Source organism: Prevotella sp. HUN102, from assembly GCF_000688375.1.
Classification (GTDB): domain Bacteria; phylum Bacteroidota; class Bacteroidia; order Bacteroidales; family Bacteroidaceae; genus Prevotella.
Genome location: NZ_JIAF01000004.1, coordinates 278,548 through 298,437, shown reverse-complemented (window position 1 = coordinate 298,437; position 19,890 = coordinate 278,548). Strand labels below are relative to the sequence as shown.

Sequence of the window (19,890 nt, the reverse complement as noted above, 5' to 3'; positions counted from 1 at the left end):
GAATACAAACATTTTCAATTTGAAATCATCTAAAATCCATTATCCTCAAAATAGTATTATTCGTAACTATATAACGCAAAAACAATCTATTTATTTAAAATAACCGCATTTTTGATTAAACTTTTCACTTATCCCAAAATATTTCTGCATATAATTTGCAAGAATATAAAATTTATTATTAAATTTGCATCCATCTGAATTTAATATCTATTTTCAGCAAAGCAAAGCATACCAAAGCTATAAACTCTGCATACAAATCTCTCGGAAAGAGAAAACCTAAATAATATAGAGATTAATAGTTAACTAAATCAAAATGTCATGAAAAGAATTACCTATTTTTGTGCTTGCTTGATTGCCGTTTGCTCTGCAATGCCTGCTTTGGCGCAGACAAAACTGGAGAAACAACTGGCTCACAAGCACGAGATTCAGAAAAGGATTTCAAAACATCAGGCAGACCGTACAGTGGATTATTCGTTATTCAACCAGATGATAACGAAGAAAAACGCCACAATGCCAGCTTCGCTTCCTGTACTGATACCGTCAGTACAGAAATCTCCTATCCTAACAGCAGTAAAGGCCGAGCTTTGGGGCAGCTACGTGGATGAGGATTACGGCAAGATGGTTTCTTTCACACCGTCTGCCACCATAAGTTTCACAACTCTTAAAGATGAATTGGGCTTTGACACGAAGTTCAATGGCGGCAGTGCGCTCATAGGCAACAAATACTATGGTATGAAAGTGTCAGAATTGGCAGGTTTCAAGATGATGGACCTCTATGAATACAACACCGATACCTGGGAACTTGCTACGGACGAACCGAAAATGATATTCGATAAGTATCTCTTGGCTACGGAAACAGCAAAGGATCCCGCATCGGCAAAGGTGTTCGGACAGTTCTTCACCGAGGATATGAAAGCTCTGGAGTGGGGATTCATCGACTATGCAGCACAGACTCGTACCGCTATCAAGGCCAGTACAAACCGTTATGTGGCACTGGGCTATGGCAAGGACGGCTTTGCATACGGTGTAGCTACGGACGGAAACTTATATAAGATTGACACCAATAATGGTAGTGAAGCACTTGTTGGTGCAACCGGTGTTACCGTTATGACAGCCAATAATCAATATTATGAGCAGACTGGAGAGATAGATCCCGCATCAGGAGAATTTTATTGGGCGGCAACAGACGCCAATATGGTTTCAAGGCTTTACATCGTAAACCTTTCAACTGGTGCTGCAACAGAAGTCGGTGCGCTTCCAAACGCTATTGTAGGTATGGCTATCCCTGCTGCTGAAGCTGCCGAGGGTGCGCCTGCGAAGGTAACAAACGTCGTTTATGACTTTGCGAACGGCTCATTGAGTGGCAAGGTTAAGTTCACTGCTCCTACCTTGACCTATGGCGGCAATCCATTGTCGGCGACAGCTCTGACTTATACCGTTTATGCAAACGATCAAAAAGTGGCTGAAGGCACGGTAATGCCGGGAGCAAATGCCGAAGCCAACGTTACCGTTCCCAAAGACGGAATGTACAACTTCAAGATTGTTGCAGCCAATGCTGAAGGCGAAGGTGCGAAGTACTTAGAGAATCAGTGGATTGGACACGATGAAATGGCAGCTCCGGGAAATCTTACAATGACAAGAAGCGGCAATGGAAATTCGCACATAAAGCTCACTTGGACGGCCTCAACAGAGGCTCTGCACAATGGTTACGTAGGCAGCGTTACCTACAATGTGTACAGAATGCAGAACGGGCAACTCACTAAAGTCAGTCCAAAGCAGACTGCCCTGACCTTTGAAGAAGATATTCCGGCAGGCGAATTTAGCAATTATTACTACATCGTGCAGACCGTGAACGGTAATGTTGAAGGTAAAAACGACAATACTGAAGAGTTCTATTTCGGCAAGGCTTACGAACCTAATTATAATGAAACGTTCGATACCGAGGCAAGCTCTAATCCTTACATCAAAATCAACAGAGTTTCTGGCAGCTACAATCCTTGGGAATGGGATGCTGACAAACATTATATGAAGTGCAGCAGCAGCCTTAAGGGTAAAAGCGACAGTTGGCTGATATCTCCTCCTATCCATTTGAAGGAAGGTTATACATACTTCGTGAAATACGACGTTACCACTCCTGCCGGTTTCGAGGAGAAACTGGAAGTGAAATGGGGAATGGAAGCAAATGACAACGAAAATCTCCTCACGAAGGAACTGATGCCCGTAACCACTTACACAGGTAAGACGAACACCGTAACAAGCTACGAGAAAGAAATCGTTGCCGACGCTGACGGCAATTATAACTTCGGTTTCCACTCTGTGTCAGAAGCAGGTTCTTTCTTTGTAGCTGTCGATAACTTCAGAGTAGAATACGGTCCATTGCCAACCGCACCGGATTCCGTTACCAACCTGACGGGAGAAACTGAACCGAGTGGTTTGGATCAGGCTTCCATCACTTTCACGGCTCCTACAAAGAACCGCAAGGGGGAGACCATCACGACACTCGAAAAGGTTGTCGTAATGTGTGGCGAACGTACCGTTGCCACCGTTTCTCCAGTTGCTCCGGGACAGGTATGCACCGTTCAGGATACAGAAGCTGAACACGGAGAAAACACTTATGCCATCTATGCTTACAATGAAAACGGCGTTGGACAGAAGAGCGTCATTACCATCAAGGTGGGACAGGACAAGCCGGGGCCGATTGCTAACATTGCATCTACCGACCAATTAAATTCCATCAAGTTGTCTTGGGATGCTCCGAAGGCAGCAGAAGGTGGAGTGCTCAATCCTGCCGGCATTTGGTACACGGTATATGAGGTTAAATCCGCTTCAGAAATCGAAGAAATCGGTCAGACCGAAAAGGGCGTTACAGAATTTACGATAGAGGATTTCAAGACCTACGAGGGTAAACAATATATCGCCTACTGGGCAGTAACATCCAAAAATGCTTCCGGAAGCGGCGATATGAGAATCAAGTCGATGCTCGTTGGCAAGCCTTATCAGATGCCTCATCACAGAAGTTTCGTTGATGGTTCGGACGAAGGCCTGTTTATGGCAGCTGTTCCAACAGAAAACAATGAATCTTGGACAATGCTGAAGGGCGAAGCATCTGACGGCGACAACGGTTGCCTGTACTTCAATCCTGCACAGGCCGGCAGTTCAATGATTATGTTGGGCAAAGTAAGCCTCCGTGGTGCAGTCAAGCCACAGCTTATCTTCGACTATAAGTGTGCACCAAATGCAAAGCGCAAGATGGTAATCGTGGCACAACCAATGAACGGCAGTGCACAGCGATTGGATATCAAGGACTTCAGCACTATCACAAATGCTGAAAATTGGACAAGAGCCACTATCGATATTCCGAAAGAACTGACGAAAGTGAACTACATCAGTTTCACAATCCTCGGTGAAGCAACGGCTGCTCAGCCTGAAAATCCTATCTATGTAGACAATATTCACTTCGTTGATCCACTTCCGGTAGACGCATCCGTTGAACTGATGGCTCCGAAGACCGTAAACAAGGGACACAAGATGAGTTTCAAGGCGAAAGTAACCAACTTAGGCAAGAACACACTCGATGCAAACACCATCGTCAGGATTTCTGTAAATGGCAACGAAATCGAGCAGATTGCACTTACAAAGTCGCTCAACACGATGAACTATGAGCTGCTTCCGGTTTCCTATCAGACCTCTCTGAACGACGCAGGTACGCAACTCGACGTAAAAGCAGAAGTCGTTGCAGCAGGCGATATAGAAAAGAAGAACAACGTCAGTGAGGCAGCCGTCAAGTTTGCCGAGGCAAATATGCCTAAACCTACCAACGTTACCTCTACGGGCAACAACCAACCGTTAATCTCGCTTGGGAAGAGCCACAGATTGCCACTCCTACCGTAACGGAAGACTTTGAAAGCTATGACCCGTGGGCGACAACTATGGGAGAATGGACCTTCATCGATGCCGACAAGGGCTACAACGTGTCTCTCGACGGAACAAACTTTGCATTCCCACACAACAGAGAGCAGTTCGCCTTCATCGTGGCTAAGCCTAACGACTATCCTTACTTCAAGTTCAAGAACCACGTACCGGCACACTCCGGAGAAAAGTTTGCAATGTCGTTTATGCAGGTTGCCGATCTTTCAAAGCCGGTTCCAATGAACGCCGACAACTGGATGATAAGCCCAGCATTGCCGGGTAAGGCGCAAACTATCAGTTTCTGGGTAAAGAACACAGGTTCTTATGCCGAAACATTCGAGGTTCGTTACTCTAAGGACGTTGATCCTACGGACATCAAGAAATTCGCAAAGATTGGCGATACTCATATAGTCAATACCGGACAGTGGACGGAAGTAACGGTAGACCTGCCAGAAGGTGCCCGTTTCTTCGCCATCCGTCAGAACAGTCCGAACAAAACCACCACAATGTTTATGATCGACGACATTACTTTCATAAAGGGTAATACACCGATTTCATACAACATTTACCGCGACGGAATCCTCATCGGCAATACGGAAGACGTGAAATTCAGCGACCAGCCTAAGGCAGACGGCTCGCACAAGTACAGCGTTACGGCGGTATATGCCGGTGGAATGGAGTCTGAACCGGTAGACGTGAACGTGGTTACAGACGTCCGTGGTATCGAAACATCCGATGCAGTTTCTTACAATGTCTACACGCTTGACGGCGTTCAGGTATTGAAGAATGCTGCAAACCTCAACAGTTTGAAGCGCGGCGTCTACATCATCAACGGCAAGAAGGTTATAATCAATAAATAAACAGCAGCGGCAAGGTGGGCTGAAATGCTCACTTTGCCCAGCTATCACAACATCAAACAGATGAATACTATGTATAATACAATACGAAAAGCTGCTTGTCTGGCAATGGTTCTTGCCCTGTCAGCTCCGGGATATGCAGCTCCAAGAAGCAAGTCTGCCATTATGTTGGCGGCACAACGCACCCTGAAGGCAAATTTCACAACACACAAGGCACGCGCATTGGTGGGCAAAAAACTCGAGGTTCTGAAAGAAACCGAGGCCTTGACCATTGTGGGTGTTCCCAATGCAGGCTACGCCATTGTCAGCAACGACGACCTCGTACCCGAAATCATAGGCTATTCGGAAACTCCGTTCACAGAAAACAGCACCAACGAAAACTTCAAGTGGTATCTTCAGGCTGCTGAAAGCGCGGTGAGAACCATCGTTTCAAGAAATCAGGAACTGAAAGTCATCAAGCCGAATCCCAACAAATATCAGCAGAAAGTGGAAGGATTCGTTACCACACGATGGGGACAGCAGGCTCCTTACAACAATCTCTGCCCTACTGCCGCAAAGAGTGGCAGCACACCGGGACAGAACTATGGCGCAGACGACAACAGGGCCGTAACCGGCTGCGTTGCCACAGCAATGGCACAGATTCTCTATTACAACAAATTCCCCGATACAGGACGCGGCTCCAAGACGCTGACCGTGAAGCAACCCGACGGTTCCAACAAGGATTTCTCCGTAGACTTCACACAGAGCCACTACAAATGGAACGATATGCGCACCGTATATAAGAGAGGTGCATACAGCGACGAAGAGGCAACGGCAGTAGCAACACTGATGCGCGACTGTGGTTTTGCTGCCAATATGAGCTATGCCGCCGACGTTTCCGGTGCCGTAATCGGTTCTGCATACACAGGATTGAAGGAACACTTCGGTTATCCGGAAACGATGAAGCTCCTCTATCGTATGGACTACATCGGCAAAGACGCCGAATGGATGGATATGATTTTCAACGAAATCAACTCCCGTCGTGCCATCTTCGTGGGGGCAAGCGACAAGAAACCCACCAACGGCGGCCACGCCTTCGTACTCTGCGGCTACAACGAGGAAGGAAAAGTATATATAAACTGGGGGTGGAACGGCGAAGACAACGGTTACTACGACTTCAATCTCCTGAATCCGGGCAGCTATCAGTTCTCTGAAAGCCAGAGTATGATTATCGGCATTGCCCCCAACCGTCCGGCAAGAGACAAGAACGAAACCATTACCGTTACCGCTCCGGGCAATCTTCAGGCACAGATGGCAAGCGTGAACATCGAAACGCTCCAGAATCTTACCGTAAAGGGTGCGCTCAACTCATCAGACATCAAGTATTTGCGCAGCCTTACCGGCCGCAATGAGCAAGGCGAATCCACCAACGGCGCACTTGAAACCCTCGACTTGAAGGATGCCGGCATCGTTGCAGGTGGCGACCCATACCTCGTTGATGGTGCAAACAGCCTCACAACTGCCAACAACGAGATTCCCGAACGTGCCTTCTTCGGATGCCAGAGCCTCAAAAAACTGGTTCTTCCTACATCCGTTACCAAGATTGGCGACGGTGCTTTCGGCAGACTCAACAGCTTGCAGGAAATCATTATTCCTGAAGGAACCGACAAGGAATACACCCTGAAGGACAACATCATCTATTCCAAGGACGGAACGGAACTCATCGAAGTGCTGCCACTCGTGGCTAAAAAGTTCACGGTAGACGCCAAAGTCAAGAAGATTCATCCTTATGCCATCTCCGGCTGCCAGCGCATTACCGACGTTACCATCCCTGCAACCGTTGAATCCATCGGACATAACGCATTCGAAGGCAGCTATGCTTTCAACAGCATCCGTGTCTATGGCAAGAATCCTTGTGCATTGGGCGAACAGGTGTTTGCCGACATCAACAAGTCCATTACCAAACTCTACGTGCCTTTCCACACGGAAGACACCTACAAGGCTGCCGAACAATGGAAGGAGTTCTTCGTGGACTACGACAACATCATCCCATTCGGAACCGATATCTACGTGAGCACTGCCACACGCGTCTATGGCGAAGAGAATCCTGAGTTCGGCTATCGCTTCGAGGGCGACGACTTCGTGGGCGACCCTCTCCTCTCCTGCGCTGCTGATGCAACGGCAGAAGTAGGCGAATACGACATCAACATCGCCCGCGGCACTATCCAGTCCGATATGTTGCAGCTCTTCAAGGGTACACTCGTCATAACAAAAGCCGAAGTTACACTTACCGTAGACAGTAAGCAGATCAATCTTGGCGACGCCTACACGCCAACCTATCAGTTGAGCGGACTCAAGAATGGCGAAACCACCTGCACGCTTACACAAGAGCCCACCTTCACTATTAAGGACAAGGACGGCAACGTAGTAACATCGTTCGCCACACCGGGTCTCTATACCGTCTATGCAAGCAACGCCGTAGCCAAGAACTACTCCTTCAGCTATGCAGCCGGAACCGTAACGGTAAATAAGAGTGCAACCGGCATCGCAGACGTGAAGGCAACGGAAGCTCAAGACAACGAACCATACTACACACTCGGTGGTATCCGCATTATGAAGCCCACGAAGGGTGGAGTCTACATCCACAAGGGTAAGAAGGTCATCATCAAGTAATGGATAAAAAAGGAACGAGGAAAACAGTTCACAAGTGATGCCTATATATTCAAGGTGCAACATTCCAATATGTTGCACCTTTTTTTATTCTATCTCCCTGCATATTTATTCAAGAAAGCGAAATACACACCATTGCATGCAAATCTTGCGAAGAATGGAATGCAATCTTCGGTTACTTACAAATCGCTTTAATTTGTATTAAATTTGAACGCATCAAAACAGGGATAGAAACTAACAAATTTGCAAGTATATTGTCTTGTAAATTGCAAAGAAAACAACAGAAAGGTAGAGTTGAAGTGGCAAGGAAATAAAGCAATTTCCTTATGAATACGATTGCTTACATTCATTTACTGATTTTGCATATAGGCAATTTTTGCATTACAAACCATATCCCTAAACAAGAAAAAGACTACCTCCTTCTATACAGAATGGAGGATGGTCTCTTTCAATTTATTCAAAAATCTATCAATTATTTCTATTATCTGTCTTCCTGAAACAATGGATCGTCCGGCATAAGCATAATAGGCTTCTGCTGTTCTGCCTTCAGAATGTTTTCAGGAACGTATTTCTTGTCTACCACGAGACGGAAGGAATATTCGTTGAACCAGTCGTTTGACATAATCAGACAGCCGTGATGGCCGTTGTCCGGTCCCCAGCTGTTCTCCACCTTCCACTTCTTCGGCTGACCGTTTTCATCGAGATCAACTGCTGTCAGCGTCATAGCGTGGGTGGAACCACTGTCGAATGTGGAGATGCGTTCAGCCTTGTTCATTGGGAACGATGTGCCGAAGAGCGTGCCGTAATCGTAGTTGTTCAAGTCGAGATAGCCACGTTTGCGGTCCAACTGCTTGCCCACATCGTAGCTGGAATACATCTTTGTGGAATCCTTCAGCGAGGCGATAGCCATCTTTGCGATGTCTTCCATCGGCAGGTTGATGTACTTCCAGTTCTGTCCGTCGTAGGTATGACGGTCGTATTCCACTTCGTAAGTCTTGTAGTATTCGCGGCGTGGGTCGTTCATTGCCATAATAAAGCTGCCTGTCAGCTTGCGACCTACCACTTCGTCACGGAAAGACTGCGGGGTATAAGTCTTAGGCTTGCCTATCTGCTTGCCATCCTTGTCCTTGAAAGCATATTCGAATGTCTTTACAGGCTCGCCCAGAGAGAGTACGAGAATGTTGTAGATGTCGCCCAACATTTCGGTCTTGCGTGCCTTGATAGCCGATGCCGACTTCTTGCCTGCCACCATCTTGCGGAGTTCCAGGCCGTATTCGCGCAGCTTAGATGAGATAATACGAGCCATACGGGAGGTATTTTCTGCCGAATAGGTCTCAGGCATTACCTCCATTGGCACCAGTCCATACTTGTCCACAAGGTCAGAAACACCACAGAAAGTACCACCGTCGCCAATCGGATTCTTGAAGAAGAACGACACGATAGGGGCTTCCATAGGCTTGTTGGCATTGTCGATAACGCCCTGAAGCATCAGGTTCGACTTCTCCAACTGGTCGTGGAAGCTGAGATATACGTGAGAAAACTCAACAGGCATACGGTCTTTGTGCTGACGGGCAAAGTTTGAACGCAGCACGTTCAAGCCAGAGAAGAGCCAGCAGCGACCCGAACTTTTCTGATTCTGAATGTTCTGTTTTGGAGTTTCAACACTGAAACGCGTATCAATGGCACCTGCATTCTTGAAATTCTTTGCGAGGTCATCGATAGAGTTTGTTGCAATAGCATTAGAGATGGCGCGATTGCTTGAAGATGAATGTCCGGCTGTTATCTTCTGCATCATCTGTGCATCAATGCCACCGCCTTTTGTTTGTGCCTGCGCAGCAAGTGCAAGACTCAACAGTCCACAGGCCATCCAAGTTCTTTTATTCATAAATTTATTCTATATTATATTTAAGTTTTTCTTTTCAGCAAGCCCCAAGCCCAGCTTCTTGCAGGCTATTCCGGTTAGCTTGATTTGGAAATTATCAGACCGTTTTTCTTAAATCTGCCCGATACGTATTCAAAAAATCTTCCCCAAAAGGGCGATTCGGCAATCCTCTCTCTGCTCAGCTTGCAAAATTCCGTGTTCCAAAAACCGATTGCTCCACCGTGGGAAACAACTCAATCTTCGATTATTCGAAAACCTGCTCATCAAGCACGCCTGCCAATTCGTGGTGGCGCATCAGATAGGTGTACGCGTATGAGCATTCTGGCACAATCTTTCTTCTGTTTCCTTTGGCATATTCAACTGCCGAAAGTGTGAGTGCTTCGGCAACTCCCTTGCCTTCGTGCCCCTTGAAAGTGTGTGTATGGTCGATAACGATTACTCTCTCTTTAAGCAAAAAAGTCAATTCGCCAACTTGCTCATTGTCTTCAAATGCCTGTACCATTCCTTTTTGGTCTGTTAATTTGAGTGTTGTTTTCATATGCTTTCATATTGTTAGGTTTACGCTGCAAAGATATATAAAATTTTGAATAACTTCCAAATGAAATCGGAATTTTAACGAAAGAATGGTTGCAATATGAAAGAAACGGACAAAATGGAGGCTTTTTACATCGTTTTTGCCGTCCTTTTGTCCGTTTCGGGAAGTTATTTTGCAGATTCCACCACTTCAAACTGCTCGTATTTTTTGTCGAGAATGAGAATAAAGAGTGGAATGCTGCTCCAAGTTTGCTTTTCTCCCTGCTTCAAAGTGTAGCGCAGTCGGAGCGTTTTGCCGCGTTTAGCAATTCCTGTTGGCACAAGTTCCGTTGCCCGATCAGTCTCCGGCAGCATCTTTGCGATGACAAACTGGCGCGAGAAATCAATCTTCGTAGGCTCTCCATCCTTTCCCATTACTGCCGATTCTCCGAAATAACGCTCAAAATCCGATCGTGAAGTAATCTTCAATGCCGTGGGGATTTCAGCATCATTGTTGAAGAAATAATTGTGCGCCACGCTATACTTAACCTGTGCTTCCCTGTTCCCCGTACAGGCAATGACGAGAAACACAACGGCAATCGCCACGAAATAAGTTTTCATTCTTGACTTTCCCATACCTTAATATAATAATGTATCTGTTCCAGTTTTTGCACTTGCAAATATAGGGAATAATTTGTTTTCAAGAGGAAAAAGCGACTCTCTATTAACTTTTTTACTCAAATTGAGCAAGATTTTCAACTTCATTGCGTTTTAATAAGTAGAAACTTTAAACAGAAGACAATGAAGAAAACCAAACTACTCACACTGATTCTATGCTGCATAGCAGCAGTCAGCTTAGTTTCCTGCAACAGCAAGGACGACCTGGCTCCCACCATTCAGCCTCCAACTGCCGAAGAAGTGAAAGTTGCTTACAACAGCATCAAAGGCAACTACACCGGAAAACTGGTTTATCCCAAGACGCTGTCGTCTTTCAAGTCTGCGCTTGACACGCTCGATACTTCGTGGAAAATCAGCAACGACAGCGTGCTCGTAATCAAGAACTTCCCAACAAAGGTGCTTGCAAGCAACATCACCGAACCCAACTTGAAGGAAGCGTTGGAGAAAGCTCCTGCACAAGACCTTGATTGCAGATTCGGTTTCTACACCGTAAACCCGTTAGTATTCCTCATCAATCCTAAAACGCAGAAGTACACGCTCAATTATGATGACAAGACACACGAAGTCTTGGTTGTATTCTATGTGAACAGCCTCAACTCTTACGGCAACTTCGCAAAAGAAAAGAAACTGCAAATGCAGATTGCCGAAGGAGGAATCTATGTTGATGGAACGCTGAGACACGTCCTCAACCAACCTATTCCAATACTCCTGAAAGAGGAAACGAAATCATAACATAAGAAAACGGGGAATATCAAGAGTGATATTCCCCACTTTGTTTATACACTTATCTTTCCATTCTTCCTCATTTGCTGGAAATAATAAAAGAAAGAATGTAAAGGCACTCAATTACAGCATTACCTTAGAAACCTTAGATCTTCCGTTCTCATAAGTTATTACTTTGATGCAAATGCCCTTTTCCTGCCCTGAGAGCTTCCTTCCCGACAGATCGTAATAGGTTATTGATTTCGGTTTTTCCGAACTTTCGGGCGTGCTGATACCAGTAACCACTCCGTGTTCTCCAGTCTTCAGGTTGTAGACAAGCCTATCCGATGTATGGCTCTCACCCTTTACACTATAAGTTGCTTCCACGGCAAGCGTTTCAGTATTGGCATCCAAGCCCTTGAAATATACATAACGCTTGTAGCCACTCTTGCTGATGGTGTTGTAATCATCGAATATGAACGGAATAACCGATAAGTCTTCATCGTTTCTCAATCGCGGATAAAGGCTCTTCTTAAAGGTGTAAGGTTCGCCGTTCACGAATATCCGGTAAGTCATAAAGTCGGCATCAAGCTTCGTTCCGTCCGTTCCTTCAGACGGCAGAATGAAGGTAAACTCCTGTTCGTCTGAAGAATATTTCTGAAATTCGGGAGCTTTCGGCGTAGCCGGCGATAACGGACTGAGCTTGAGCGTGAAAATCTTGTAGCTTCTAAGCAAGGTCTTGTTCAAATCTTCATCAATGGCTACGTTCGACATAAATATATTTCCGTCGTTCAGTCCTGTCAGCGTGGTCTTGTCGGCACTGATTTCCAACTCAAAACCTGCGTGGATATTGAAGCCGTCGTTGTCCTTCGGCGATGTGGCAAGCATCACTATCGGATCATCCGTCTTCAAGAGATTTGCCATCTGTCGTGATAGAAACTGAACGGTCTTGTTTTCTTTCAGCACACCTTTCATCCACGCATTAGGATATTTCGGATTCATTCCTTTAATATAGAAGTCTTCGCCTTCAAAATAGCCTTTTACCTTCACTTCGTGAGTGGCTTTGTCATCTTCTGAATCAGCATAGAAGAAGTTGTAGGAATCCAAACGGTTGTCCACATATTCCACAGGAGTATAGGCAAAATTGGCTCCGATGCCATAGGTTTGTGCCACGTCGTCGCCAAAGAAGAGTGAGAGATAGAGGTTCCCGTCAGCACAGGTTATTTTTCCCGTAGCCTTGTCAATGGCCATCTTGAAATTATCCCGTGCAATGATATGACCACCGTTGTCGGTAAGTTTCACGTAATAATATTTCTTCTGGTTGGGTCCCCATCCCACAATCATATTATTGCTGAAAGTAATCGTGTCTTTCTCGGCGTTGAGCTGTCCACGCATCAGCCCCTTGATGGTGTTGCGATAGACGGCATTGGGCACATAAACCTCTCCGTTTTCGCAGAAAGTAATTTTCACTTTATTATGATAATCGCCGATAAATCCCACAGCCTCATCGTGAGTGAGCAGATCCATATAATAGGTTTTAGTCTCGCCATCGGGAGCCGTCAGTATCAATCCTTCGGGAGTATCGGATTTTTCCCTCATCGGATTGCCCGACAGGTTTTCTGTTGATACGCGAACGGATGCGGCATTCGTTCCCAAACCCAAGCCAATGGTGGCAAGGAAGAGCAGTAAAGTCTTTTTCATAACTTTCATTTTTAGAATAAATATAAATTGTTCATTGTGATTAACTCCCTGCAAAGATATAGAATAAACTTCTAACCATACTTCAAAACAAAGAAAATAGAATGTCCGAAACAGCAAAATACCTACATCTAAGTATCGCCAAAGCAAGTCAGGCGAAAGGCTGAAAAGTGTAAAATGTTTTCAAAACGAAATATCGTCAAAATATCTCCATCGCAGAATTGCGTTGCAATCTTCGCATAAACGCAATTCATTCTTCGCAAGATTGCAACGCGTTTGTGCGAAGAATGCAATTCATTCTTCGTAAAATTGGGAATGGCTGTATTATCCTTTGATTTCCAGCAATTTATAAAAACGAAGATAGGTAGATTAATGTACAGGTATTATTTTATACTTATAAGACCAATATGTCCGATTTTTTGCCGAAAAGATGCCGAGCCGTCTCGAAATTACCCGGCGTCTTTTTCATTTTATTCGGTATGTGCGTGCGCAGACAGCCCATTCTCAAGCAACGGATAGCTCTTTCGTATTTCAGAAGAGTGAGGCTGCGGGGCGACGGATAAAGTTTTGCATAGTGTTCATTTCGTAAACTTTCACTATTTTTACTATCCATATTCCACTAAAAAACAGTAACTTTGTGCCAAATTTTCGAATAATAAGGATTAATAAAACATATTATGGCACAAGAGGATGTATTCAAAAAGATTGTAAGTCATTGTAAGGAATATGGCTTCGTCTTCCCAAGTAGTGATATTTATGACGGACTCGCAGCCGTTTATGACTATGGTCAGAACGGTGTGGAACTCAAGAATAACATCAAACAGTATTGGTGGCAGTCAATGGTATTGTTGCACAACAATATAGTTGGCATCGATTCATCAATATTTATGCATCCTACAATCTGGAAAGCCAGCGGCCACGTTGATGCTTTCAACGATCCTTTGATTGACAACCGCGATTCAAAGAAGCGTTACCGTGCCGACGTGCTGATTGAAGACCAACTCGGCAAGTACGAGGAAAAGATGGATAAGGAAGTGGCTAAGGCTGCGAAGAAATTCGGCGATGCTTTTGATGAGGCTAAGTTCCGTGAAACAAATCCGCGCGTTCTCGAGAACAAGAAGAAATACGACGAACTCCACGCTCGCTTTGCGGCAGCTATGGAGGCATCAGACCTCGAAGGATTGAAGCAGATTATTCTCGATGAAGGCATCGTAGACCCTATCAGCGGCACGAAGAACTGGACCGACGTGCGTCAGTTCAACCTGATGTTCTCCACCGAAATGGGCGCATCTGCCGAGTCTGCAAGCAAGATTTACCTCCGTCCTGAAACGGCACAGGGCATCTTCGTAAACTTCCTCAACGTGCAGAAGACCGGTCGTATGAAGCTGCCTTTCGGTATCGCGCAGATTGGAAAGGCTTTCCGTAACGAGATTGTTGCGCGCCAGTTCGTGTTCCGTATGCGCGAATTTGAGCAGATGGAAATGCAGTTCTTCTGCCAGCCGGGCACGGAAATGGAGTGGTTCAACTATTGGAAGAAGTACCGTTTGGCTTGGCATCAGGCTCTCGGTATGGGCAATGATAACTACCGCTACCACGACCACGAGAAATTGGCGCACTATGCGAACGCCGCTACCGATATTGAGTTCCACATGCCGTTTGGTTTCAAGGAAGTGGAAGGCATTCACTCGCGCACCGACTTCGACCTTTCGCAGCACGAGAAATACTCCGGCCGTCAGGTGAAATACTTCGATCCGGAGCGCAATGAGAGCTATACTCCGTTCGTTGTCGAGACCTCCATCGGTGTGGACCGTATGTTCCTTACCGTGATGTGCCACAGTTATATGGAAGAAGAGTTGGAAAACGGTTCAAGCCGTGTTGTATTGAAGCTCCCCGAACCATTGGCACCGGTCAAGTGTGCCGTTCTTCCATTGGTAAACAAGGACGGTCTCCCCGAAAAGGCACAGGAAATAGTGAACGATCTGAAGTTCCATTTCAACACAACCATCGAGGCAAAGGATTCCATCGGCAAGCGTTACCGCCGTCAGGATGCAATCGGTACTCCTTTCTGTGTAACAGTAGATGGCGATACACTGACCGACAACACCGTAACCCTGCGTTACCGCGACACAATGGTTCAGGAACGTGTGCCGGTTTCAAAGCTCCGTGAAATCATAGAAGACCGTGTTTCCATTACTTCTCTCCTGAAGAAGCTGGATAAATAATTTAGAAGTAAAAGGAAGTTGAGGGGAGTTTGAAGTCTCGAGATTCGGAAACAGCCGTGCAACTTGATGTTGTTGGGAATATTCCTTCCGTGATGCCGAGACAGTTTTTCTGTAAGTTCAACGAACGAAACAAGTCTACTTCAGTAAAACTGACCATCGACTTCCTCATCACTTCTGAAAACTATCAGTTATGTACACAATCAATAAAATCACAACCAACCTGCAACGGTTGTTCCTTTCAGGCACATTGATGCTTGGAATGATACTCAGTGCAGGCCTGTTCGCTTCCTGTTCGGAAGACGATGCAGCAACGGAAGAGTTCTCAGGCTGGCAGTCTAAGAACGACACATATTGGAAAAACCTCTACAATGAGACGCAACGGAAAATCGCAGCAGGCGATAATTCGTGGGAAATCATCCTGAATTATTCCTATCAGAACCAGCAAGGCAGCGACGGAAAGGCACCAGTCTATTCCCCCGACCAGTATGTCATCGTACATAAATTGGAGAACGGCACAGGCTCCGGCACGCCCTTATACACCGATACTGCATTCGTGCATTATCAGGGACGCTTGATTCCATCGGTAACCTACACCTCCGGACTTGTGTTCGACGCAAGCTGGGGAAGCGAAACCTACAATCCCCAGACTTCACGACCGAGAAAAATAACTCTTGGCGGCGTAGCTTCGGAAAGCAATCCCGTATCGGGCGACGGCTTTTCTACTGCGATACAGAAGATGCACATCGGCGATCACTGGACGGTTTACATCCCTTATCAGTTGGGTTATGGCGCATCGGCATTAGATAAGATTCCCGCTTATTCCAATCTGATATTTGATGTGCGTCTGCATTCTTATCGCCGGGCAGGCAAGAAAATGCCGAATTAAAGACATTTGTCCCTCCTCCCTGTCAGAATGGGGATTGCAATGTGCAGCGTGGATGCAGGTTGATGAATCAGAAAACATTGTTCCATTGCATATTCTTCCTTTATTTAGCGCAGTGATAAGGAGGAGAGACTTTTAAAAACTAAACACTTACGCACCCTTTTGCTTTGAAAGGGGACGGGATGGAGACACCCTATGTTATTCAGCAAGACTGTAACCGACGCACTTTTAGCGAAGATCAGAGGCAATGAGCCGATGACGACAGGTGAGAAGTTGAATCTCATCGTGCAATTGAGTATTCCGTCTATCCTCGCACAGGTAACATCTGTGCTGATGTTCTATATTGATGCGTCGATGGTAGGCTCGTTGGGAGCCGAGGCATCGGCATCCATCGGACTCGTTGAGCCGGCAACATGGCTCTTTGCCTCATTGGTGGCTGCCGGAGGTATGGGATTTTCGGTACAGGTGGCGCATTTTATCGGTGCCAACGACTTTGAAAAGGCACGCTCCGTGATGCGGCACGGCTATATTTTCGGCTTGGGCTTCAGCCTTGTTCTGATGGCCGTTGCCGGATTGATTGCCAGTCCACTCCCGCGTTGGCTGGGTGGCGGTGCAGACATTCAGCAGGACGCCTCCATCTATTTCCTTATTTTTTCCTTTGCAGTCCCTATTCATCTGATGGAATACCTTTCGTCGGCAATGCTGAAAGTGTCCGGCGATATGCGTCATCCGAGTTTCATAGCCGTGATGATGTGTGTCTTCGACGTCATTTTCAACTTCATTCTGATATTCCCGACGCGTATGATAAGCGTGTTTGGGTTGGAATTTGAAATGTTCGGATTCGGACTGGGTGTAAAAGGAGCAGCTATGGGAACGCTCTTGGCGTATGCCGCAGCAGCCATACCGTTGGTTTATTATGCCATTTTCAGGAGTCCCATCCTTGCTTGGAAGCTCGATACGAAGAAATTCGTGTGGGTGTGGGACTACATTGTCCACGCCGTGAAAATCGGTGCACCGATGGCTTTACAGTATCTGCTGATGAATGGTGCGCAGGTAATCTCTACAATGATTGTCGCACCACTCGGAAACTTTGCCATCGCCGCCAATTCGTTCGCCGTTACGGCTGAAAGTCTCTGCTATATGCCCGGCTATGGAATCGGCGAAGCTGCCACCACGCTGGTAGGACAGAGCGTGGGAGCTAAGCGAAAGGAACTCTGCCGCAGCTTTGCGCATATAACCATCATCCTCGGTATGGCAGTTATGGCACTGATGGGCGTTGTGATGTATATCTTTGCGCCCGAAATGATCGGAATGCTCTCGCCGGTAGAGGAAATCCGTGCGTTGGGCATTCAGGTGCTGCGCATCGAAGCCTTTGCCGAACCGTTCTTTGCCGCGTCCATCGTGGCTTACAGCGTTTGCGTGGGTGCCGGAGACACATTCAAGCCATCGCTCATCAATCTGGGTTCTATGTGGTGCGTGCGCCTTACCCTCGCTTGGTTGCTCTCAACACAGTACGGCTTGCCCGGCGTATGGTTTGCAATGGCGGTGGAACTGACCTTCCGCGGCATAATGTTCCTCATCAGAATCTATCGCGGCAGTTGGATGAAGAACATCGGAGAGCACCAGCCCGAGCCGGTGGAGGTATAGATTTTAGTATCAAATTATAAATTAAGAATAGACTATGAATTTGTTTTCATCCTTGCTGGATACGCTTAATTACTGGACCATCTTCCTCGGAATGTATATTGAGGGAACGGTTATCCCTTTCCCTTCTGAGCTGATTGTTGCACCGGCAGCCTACAATGCGGCGGCAGGCGACCTGAACGTGTTTTACGTTATCGCCATAGCCACACTCGGCGCAGTAGCAGGTTCGTCCACGAACTACGTCGCAGCCTATTACTTGGGACGTCCCGTGATGTATAAGTTTGCCAACAGCAAGTTCGGCCGTATGTGTCTGCTCAATCAGGAGAAGGTGGAAAAGGCCGAAAAATACTTCTACGACCACGGCGTTATAGCCACCCTCACGGGACGTTTGATACCCGGTATCCGACAGATAATCTCCATTCCGGCAGGTTTGGCAAAGATGAATTTCGGAAAGTTTCTGCTCTACACCACCATTGGCTCCGGTTTGTGGAACTGTGTTTTGGCAGGTCTCGGATGGTATCTCCATTCAGTTGTGCCGAAGGAACAGTTGGGCGTGAAGATAGAAGAATACAACGATTACATTAAATATGCCATTCTGGGCATCGTAGCTTTGGTGGTTCTCTATTTTATAATCAAGCATTTCATTCAGAAGAACAAATAGGAAACAAAATAGCAACTCCTTTTTCCAGATACCGGTGTCTGCGTTGCCGAAAGCATTCAATGCTTTTGCAGCGCAGACTTTTTATGTCCTTCTGTGTCGTTTACAGAGTGGATGGCAACCTTTTCAGCCATTGAAGTATTGCCTTTCTATGTTGCTTGTTTAGCAATCTGTAAGTAGCTGAAAATCAGTAGACAGAAATTCGCTTTCCATTCTTGCGAAGAATGCAGCGCAATCTTGCGAAGAATGCGTTGCGTTTTTGCGAAGATTGTTTTCCATTCTTCGGTTACTTGTAATACCATACTTTTGTTGCGTGCATCTGTCCGTTTATCCCCCGCCTGCCTATATATTAAGGTGGAAATGAATAAAACGAGGGGAAAAACGGAGAAAATTGTCTTTTTTTGAAAAAAAGTTGCTCAAAAGTTTGCAAACAACGTAATAACTATATATCTTTGCAGTGTACTATTAAAGCATTGCACTATAACATTATTAAAAATAAAACCTTTTAAACTTTCATATTATGAATATAATCATCACAGCAACAACGATTTCGGCAGCAAAAAGCAATTGATCGTTGCGAAAAACAACAAGTTATTTTAAACAAACATCAATAACAAGAATATATAAAAGGTTATGATAGAGATTAAGAATTTGGATTTCAATTATCCCGGAAGCAAGAAGAAAGTCTTCGAAGGCTTCAACCTCAAGTTCAGCGACAACCGTATCTACGGCTTGTTGGGAAAGAACGGAACAGGCAAGAGTACGATGCTCTACCTCATTTCAGGACTCCTCCGCCCGAAGAGAGGAACGGTAACGGTAAACGGAGTGGAGAGCAAGATGCGCCGTCCTGAAATGCTTCGCGAACTGTACATCGTGCCCGAGGAATATAATCTGCCCAATCTCACGCTGAGACAGTACGTCAGGATTCACAAGGATTTCTATCCACAGTTCAGCGAAGAGATTCTGGACAAGTGCCTCAACGAGTTTGAAATGCCCACAGACATCAACTTCAAGGAACTCTCTATGGGACAGAAGAAGAAGGTGTATATGAGTTTCGCAATGGCTTCGTGCTGCCAGCTCCTCCTGATGGACGAACCGACGAACGGACTCGACATTCCCTCAAAGGCACTTTTCAGAAAGGTGGTTGCCGGAAACCTTGCAGACGACTCATCTTTGATTATCTCCACGCATCAGGTTCACGATGTGGAGCAGCTTCTGGACCACGTGCTCATTCTCAACGGGTCGGAAGTGCTGGTGGATTCCTCCATAGAAGAGCTCACGGAGAAATATGAGTTCGGCTACCGCAATGCAGACGAAATGGACGAGTCGGTGCTCTACGCCGAACCCTCCTTGCAGGGAAATGCCGTCGTGGCGCGCCGAAAGGCAGACAGTGCTGCGACCACCGTCAATCTCGAACTGCTCTTCAATGCCGCAACGATGGGCAGACTCTAAATCCGGCCAGCTCCGGCGGAAGGAAACGCGCCCGAGGATTGAACAGGAGCAATAAGGAAACAGATTTAAAAACAAAGAATGCTCTCTTTTAAAGCCGCACCTTGCTGAAGCCATATAACAAGGACGCGCATCCCTCCCTTGGA

General features: G+C 46.2%; 15 protein-coding genes. 9 read left to right on the top strand and 6 right to left on the bottom strand.

Annotation, left to right across the window (positions count from 1 at the left end):
• Positions 1 to 318: 318 nt before the first annotated feature.
• From P150_RS0106015 to P150_RS0106005, 3 genes are all read left to right on the top strand, one after another.
• Positions 319 to 3,891: a choice-of-anchor J domain-containing protein gene (locus tag P150_RS0106015; protein WP_155952957.1), complete on the top strand. Its 3,573-nt coding sequence runs from the start codon at positions 319 to 321 to the stop codon at positions 3,889 to 3,891.
• Between the two features lie 38 nt (positions 3,892 to 3,929).
• Positions 3,930 to 4,769, top strand: a complete 840-nt coding sequence (locus P150_RS0106010) for a choice-of-anchor J domain-containing protein (RefSeq protein WP_028896900.1) — start codon at positions 3,930 to 3,932, stop codon at positions 4,767 to 4,769.
• Positions 4,770 to 4,838: 69 nt separating this feature from the next.
• A complete protein-coding gene (locus P150_RS0106005; protein WP_028896899.1) occupies positions 4,839 to 7,418 on the top strand; it encodes a C10 family peptidase in 2,580 nt (859 codons plus the stop codon).
• A 478-nt stretch (positions 7,419 to 7,896) separates the two neighbouring features.
• Here P150_RS0106005 and P150_RS0106000 read toward each other — a convergent pair whose 3' ends face one another.
• The 3 genes from P150_RS0106000 to P150_RS0105990 form a co-directional block, all read right to left on the bottom strand.
• Positions 7,897 to 9,300: an aminopeptidase C gene (locus P150_RS0106000; RefSeq protein ID WP_028896898.1), complete on the bottom strand. Its 1,404-nt coding sequence runs from the start codon at positions 9,298 to 9,300 to the stop codon at positions 7,897 to 7,899.
• Positions 9,301 to 9,541: 241 nt separating this feature from the next.
• A complete protein-coding gene (locus P150_RS0105995; RefSeq protein WP_028896897.1) occupies positions 9,542 to 9,835 on the bottom strand; it encodes a GNAT family N-acetyltransferase in 294 nt (97 codons plus the stop codon).
• 164 nt (positions 9,836 to 9,999) lie between these two features.
• Positions 10,000 to 10,446 (bottom strand): hypothetical protein, encoded by a 447-nt coding sequence (locus tag P150_RS0105990; RefSeq protein ID WP_028896896.1) that lies wholly within the window; start codon positions 10,444 to 10,446, stop codon positions 10,000 to 10,002.
• 165 nt (positions 10,447 to 10,611) lie between these two features.
• Between P150_RS0105990 and P150_RS0105985 the strand changes: the two genes are divergently transcribed.
• On the top strand, positions 10,612 to 11,220 hold the full coding sequence (locus P150_RS0105985) for a DUF4840 domain-containing protein (protein ID WP_028896895.1): 609 nt from the start codon (positions 10,612 to 10,614) through the stop codon (positions 11,218 to 11,220).
• Between the two features lie 114 nt (positions 11,221 to 11,334).
• Here P150_RS0105985 and P150_RS0105980 read toward each other — a convergent pair whose 3' ends face one another.
• Both P150_RS0105980 and P150_RS17535 read right to left on the bottom strand, forming a co-directional pair.
• On the bottom strand, positions 11,335 to 12,891 hold the full coding sequence (locus P150_RS0105980; RefSeq protein WP_028896894.1) for a hypothetical protein: 1,557 nt from the start codon (positions 12,889 to 12,891) through the stop codon (positions 11,335 to 11,337).
• Between the two features lie 391 nt (positions 12,892 to 13,282).
• Entirely contained in the window at positions 13,283 to 13,501 is a 219-nt protein-coding gene (locus P150_RS17535; RefSeq protein WP_155952956.1) for a hypothetical protein, read from the bottom strand.
• 64 nt (positions 13,502 to 13,565) lie between these two features.
• Here P150_RS17535 and P150_RS0105975 point away from each other — a divergent pair, with 64 nt between their 5' ends.
• From P150_RS0105975 to P150_RS0105960, 4 genes are all read left to right on the top strand, one after another.
• On the top strand, positions 13,566 to 15,110 hold the full coding sequence (locus tag P150_RS0105975) for a glycine--tRNA ligase (RefSeq protein ID WP_028896893.1): 1,545 nt from the start codon (positions 13,566 to 13,568) through the stop codon (positions 15,108 to 15,110).
• Positions 15,111 to 15,300: 190 nt separating this feature from the next.
• Positions 15,301 to 15,996, top strand: a complete 696-nt coding sequence (locus P150_RS0105970) for an FKBP-type peptidyl-prolyl cis-trans isomerase (RefSeq protein WP_028896892.1) — start codon at positions 15,301 to 15,303, stop codon at positions 15,994 to 15,996.
• A gap of 192 nt (positions 15,997 to 16,188) precedes the next feature.
• On the top strand, positions 16,189 to 17,640 hold the full coding sequence (locus P150_RS0105965) for an MATE family efflux transporter (RefSeq protein ID WP_028896891.1): 1,452 nt from the start codon (positions 16,189 to 16,191) through the stop codon (positions 17,638 to 17,640).
• A 34-nt stretch (positions 17,641 to 17,674) separates the two neighbouring features.
• Positions 17,675 to 18,298 (top strand): DedA family protein, encoded by a 624-nt coding sequence (locus tag P150_RS0105960; protein WP_028896890.1) that lies wholly within the window; start codon positions 17,675 to 17,677, stop codon positions 18,296 to 18,298.
• A 146-nt stretch (positions 18,299 to 18,444) separates the two neighbouring features.
• Here the strand turns inward: P150_RS0105960 and P150_RS17530 are convergent, their stop codons facing one another.
• On the bottom strand, positions 18,445 to 18,597 hold the full coding sequence (locus P150_RS17530; protein WP_155952955.1) for a hypothetical protein: 153 nt from the start codon (positions 18,595 to 18,597) through the stop codon (positions 18,445 to 18,447).
• Between the two features lie 331 nt (positions 18,598 to 18,928).
• Here P150_RS17530 and P150_RS0105955 point away from each other — a divergent pair, with 331 nt between their 5' ends.
• Entirely contained in the window at positions 18,929 to 19,747 is an 819-nt protein-coding gene (locus P150_RS0105955; protein WP_028896889.1) for an ATP-binding cassette domain-containing protein, read from the top strand.
• The last annotated feature ends 143 nt before the right edge of the window (positions 19,748 to 19,890 follow it).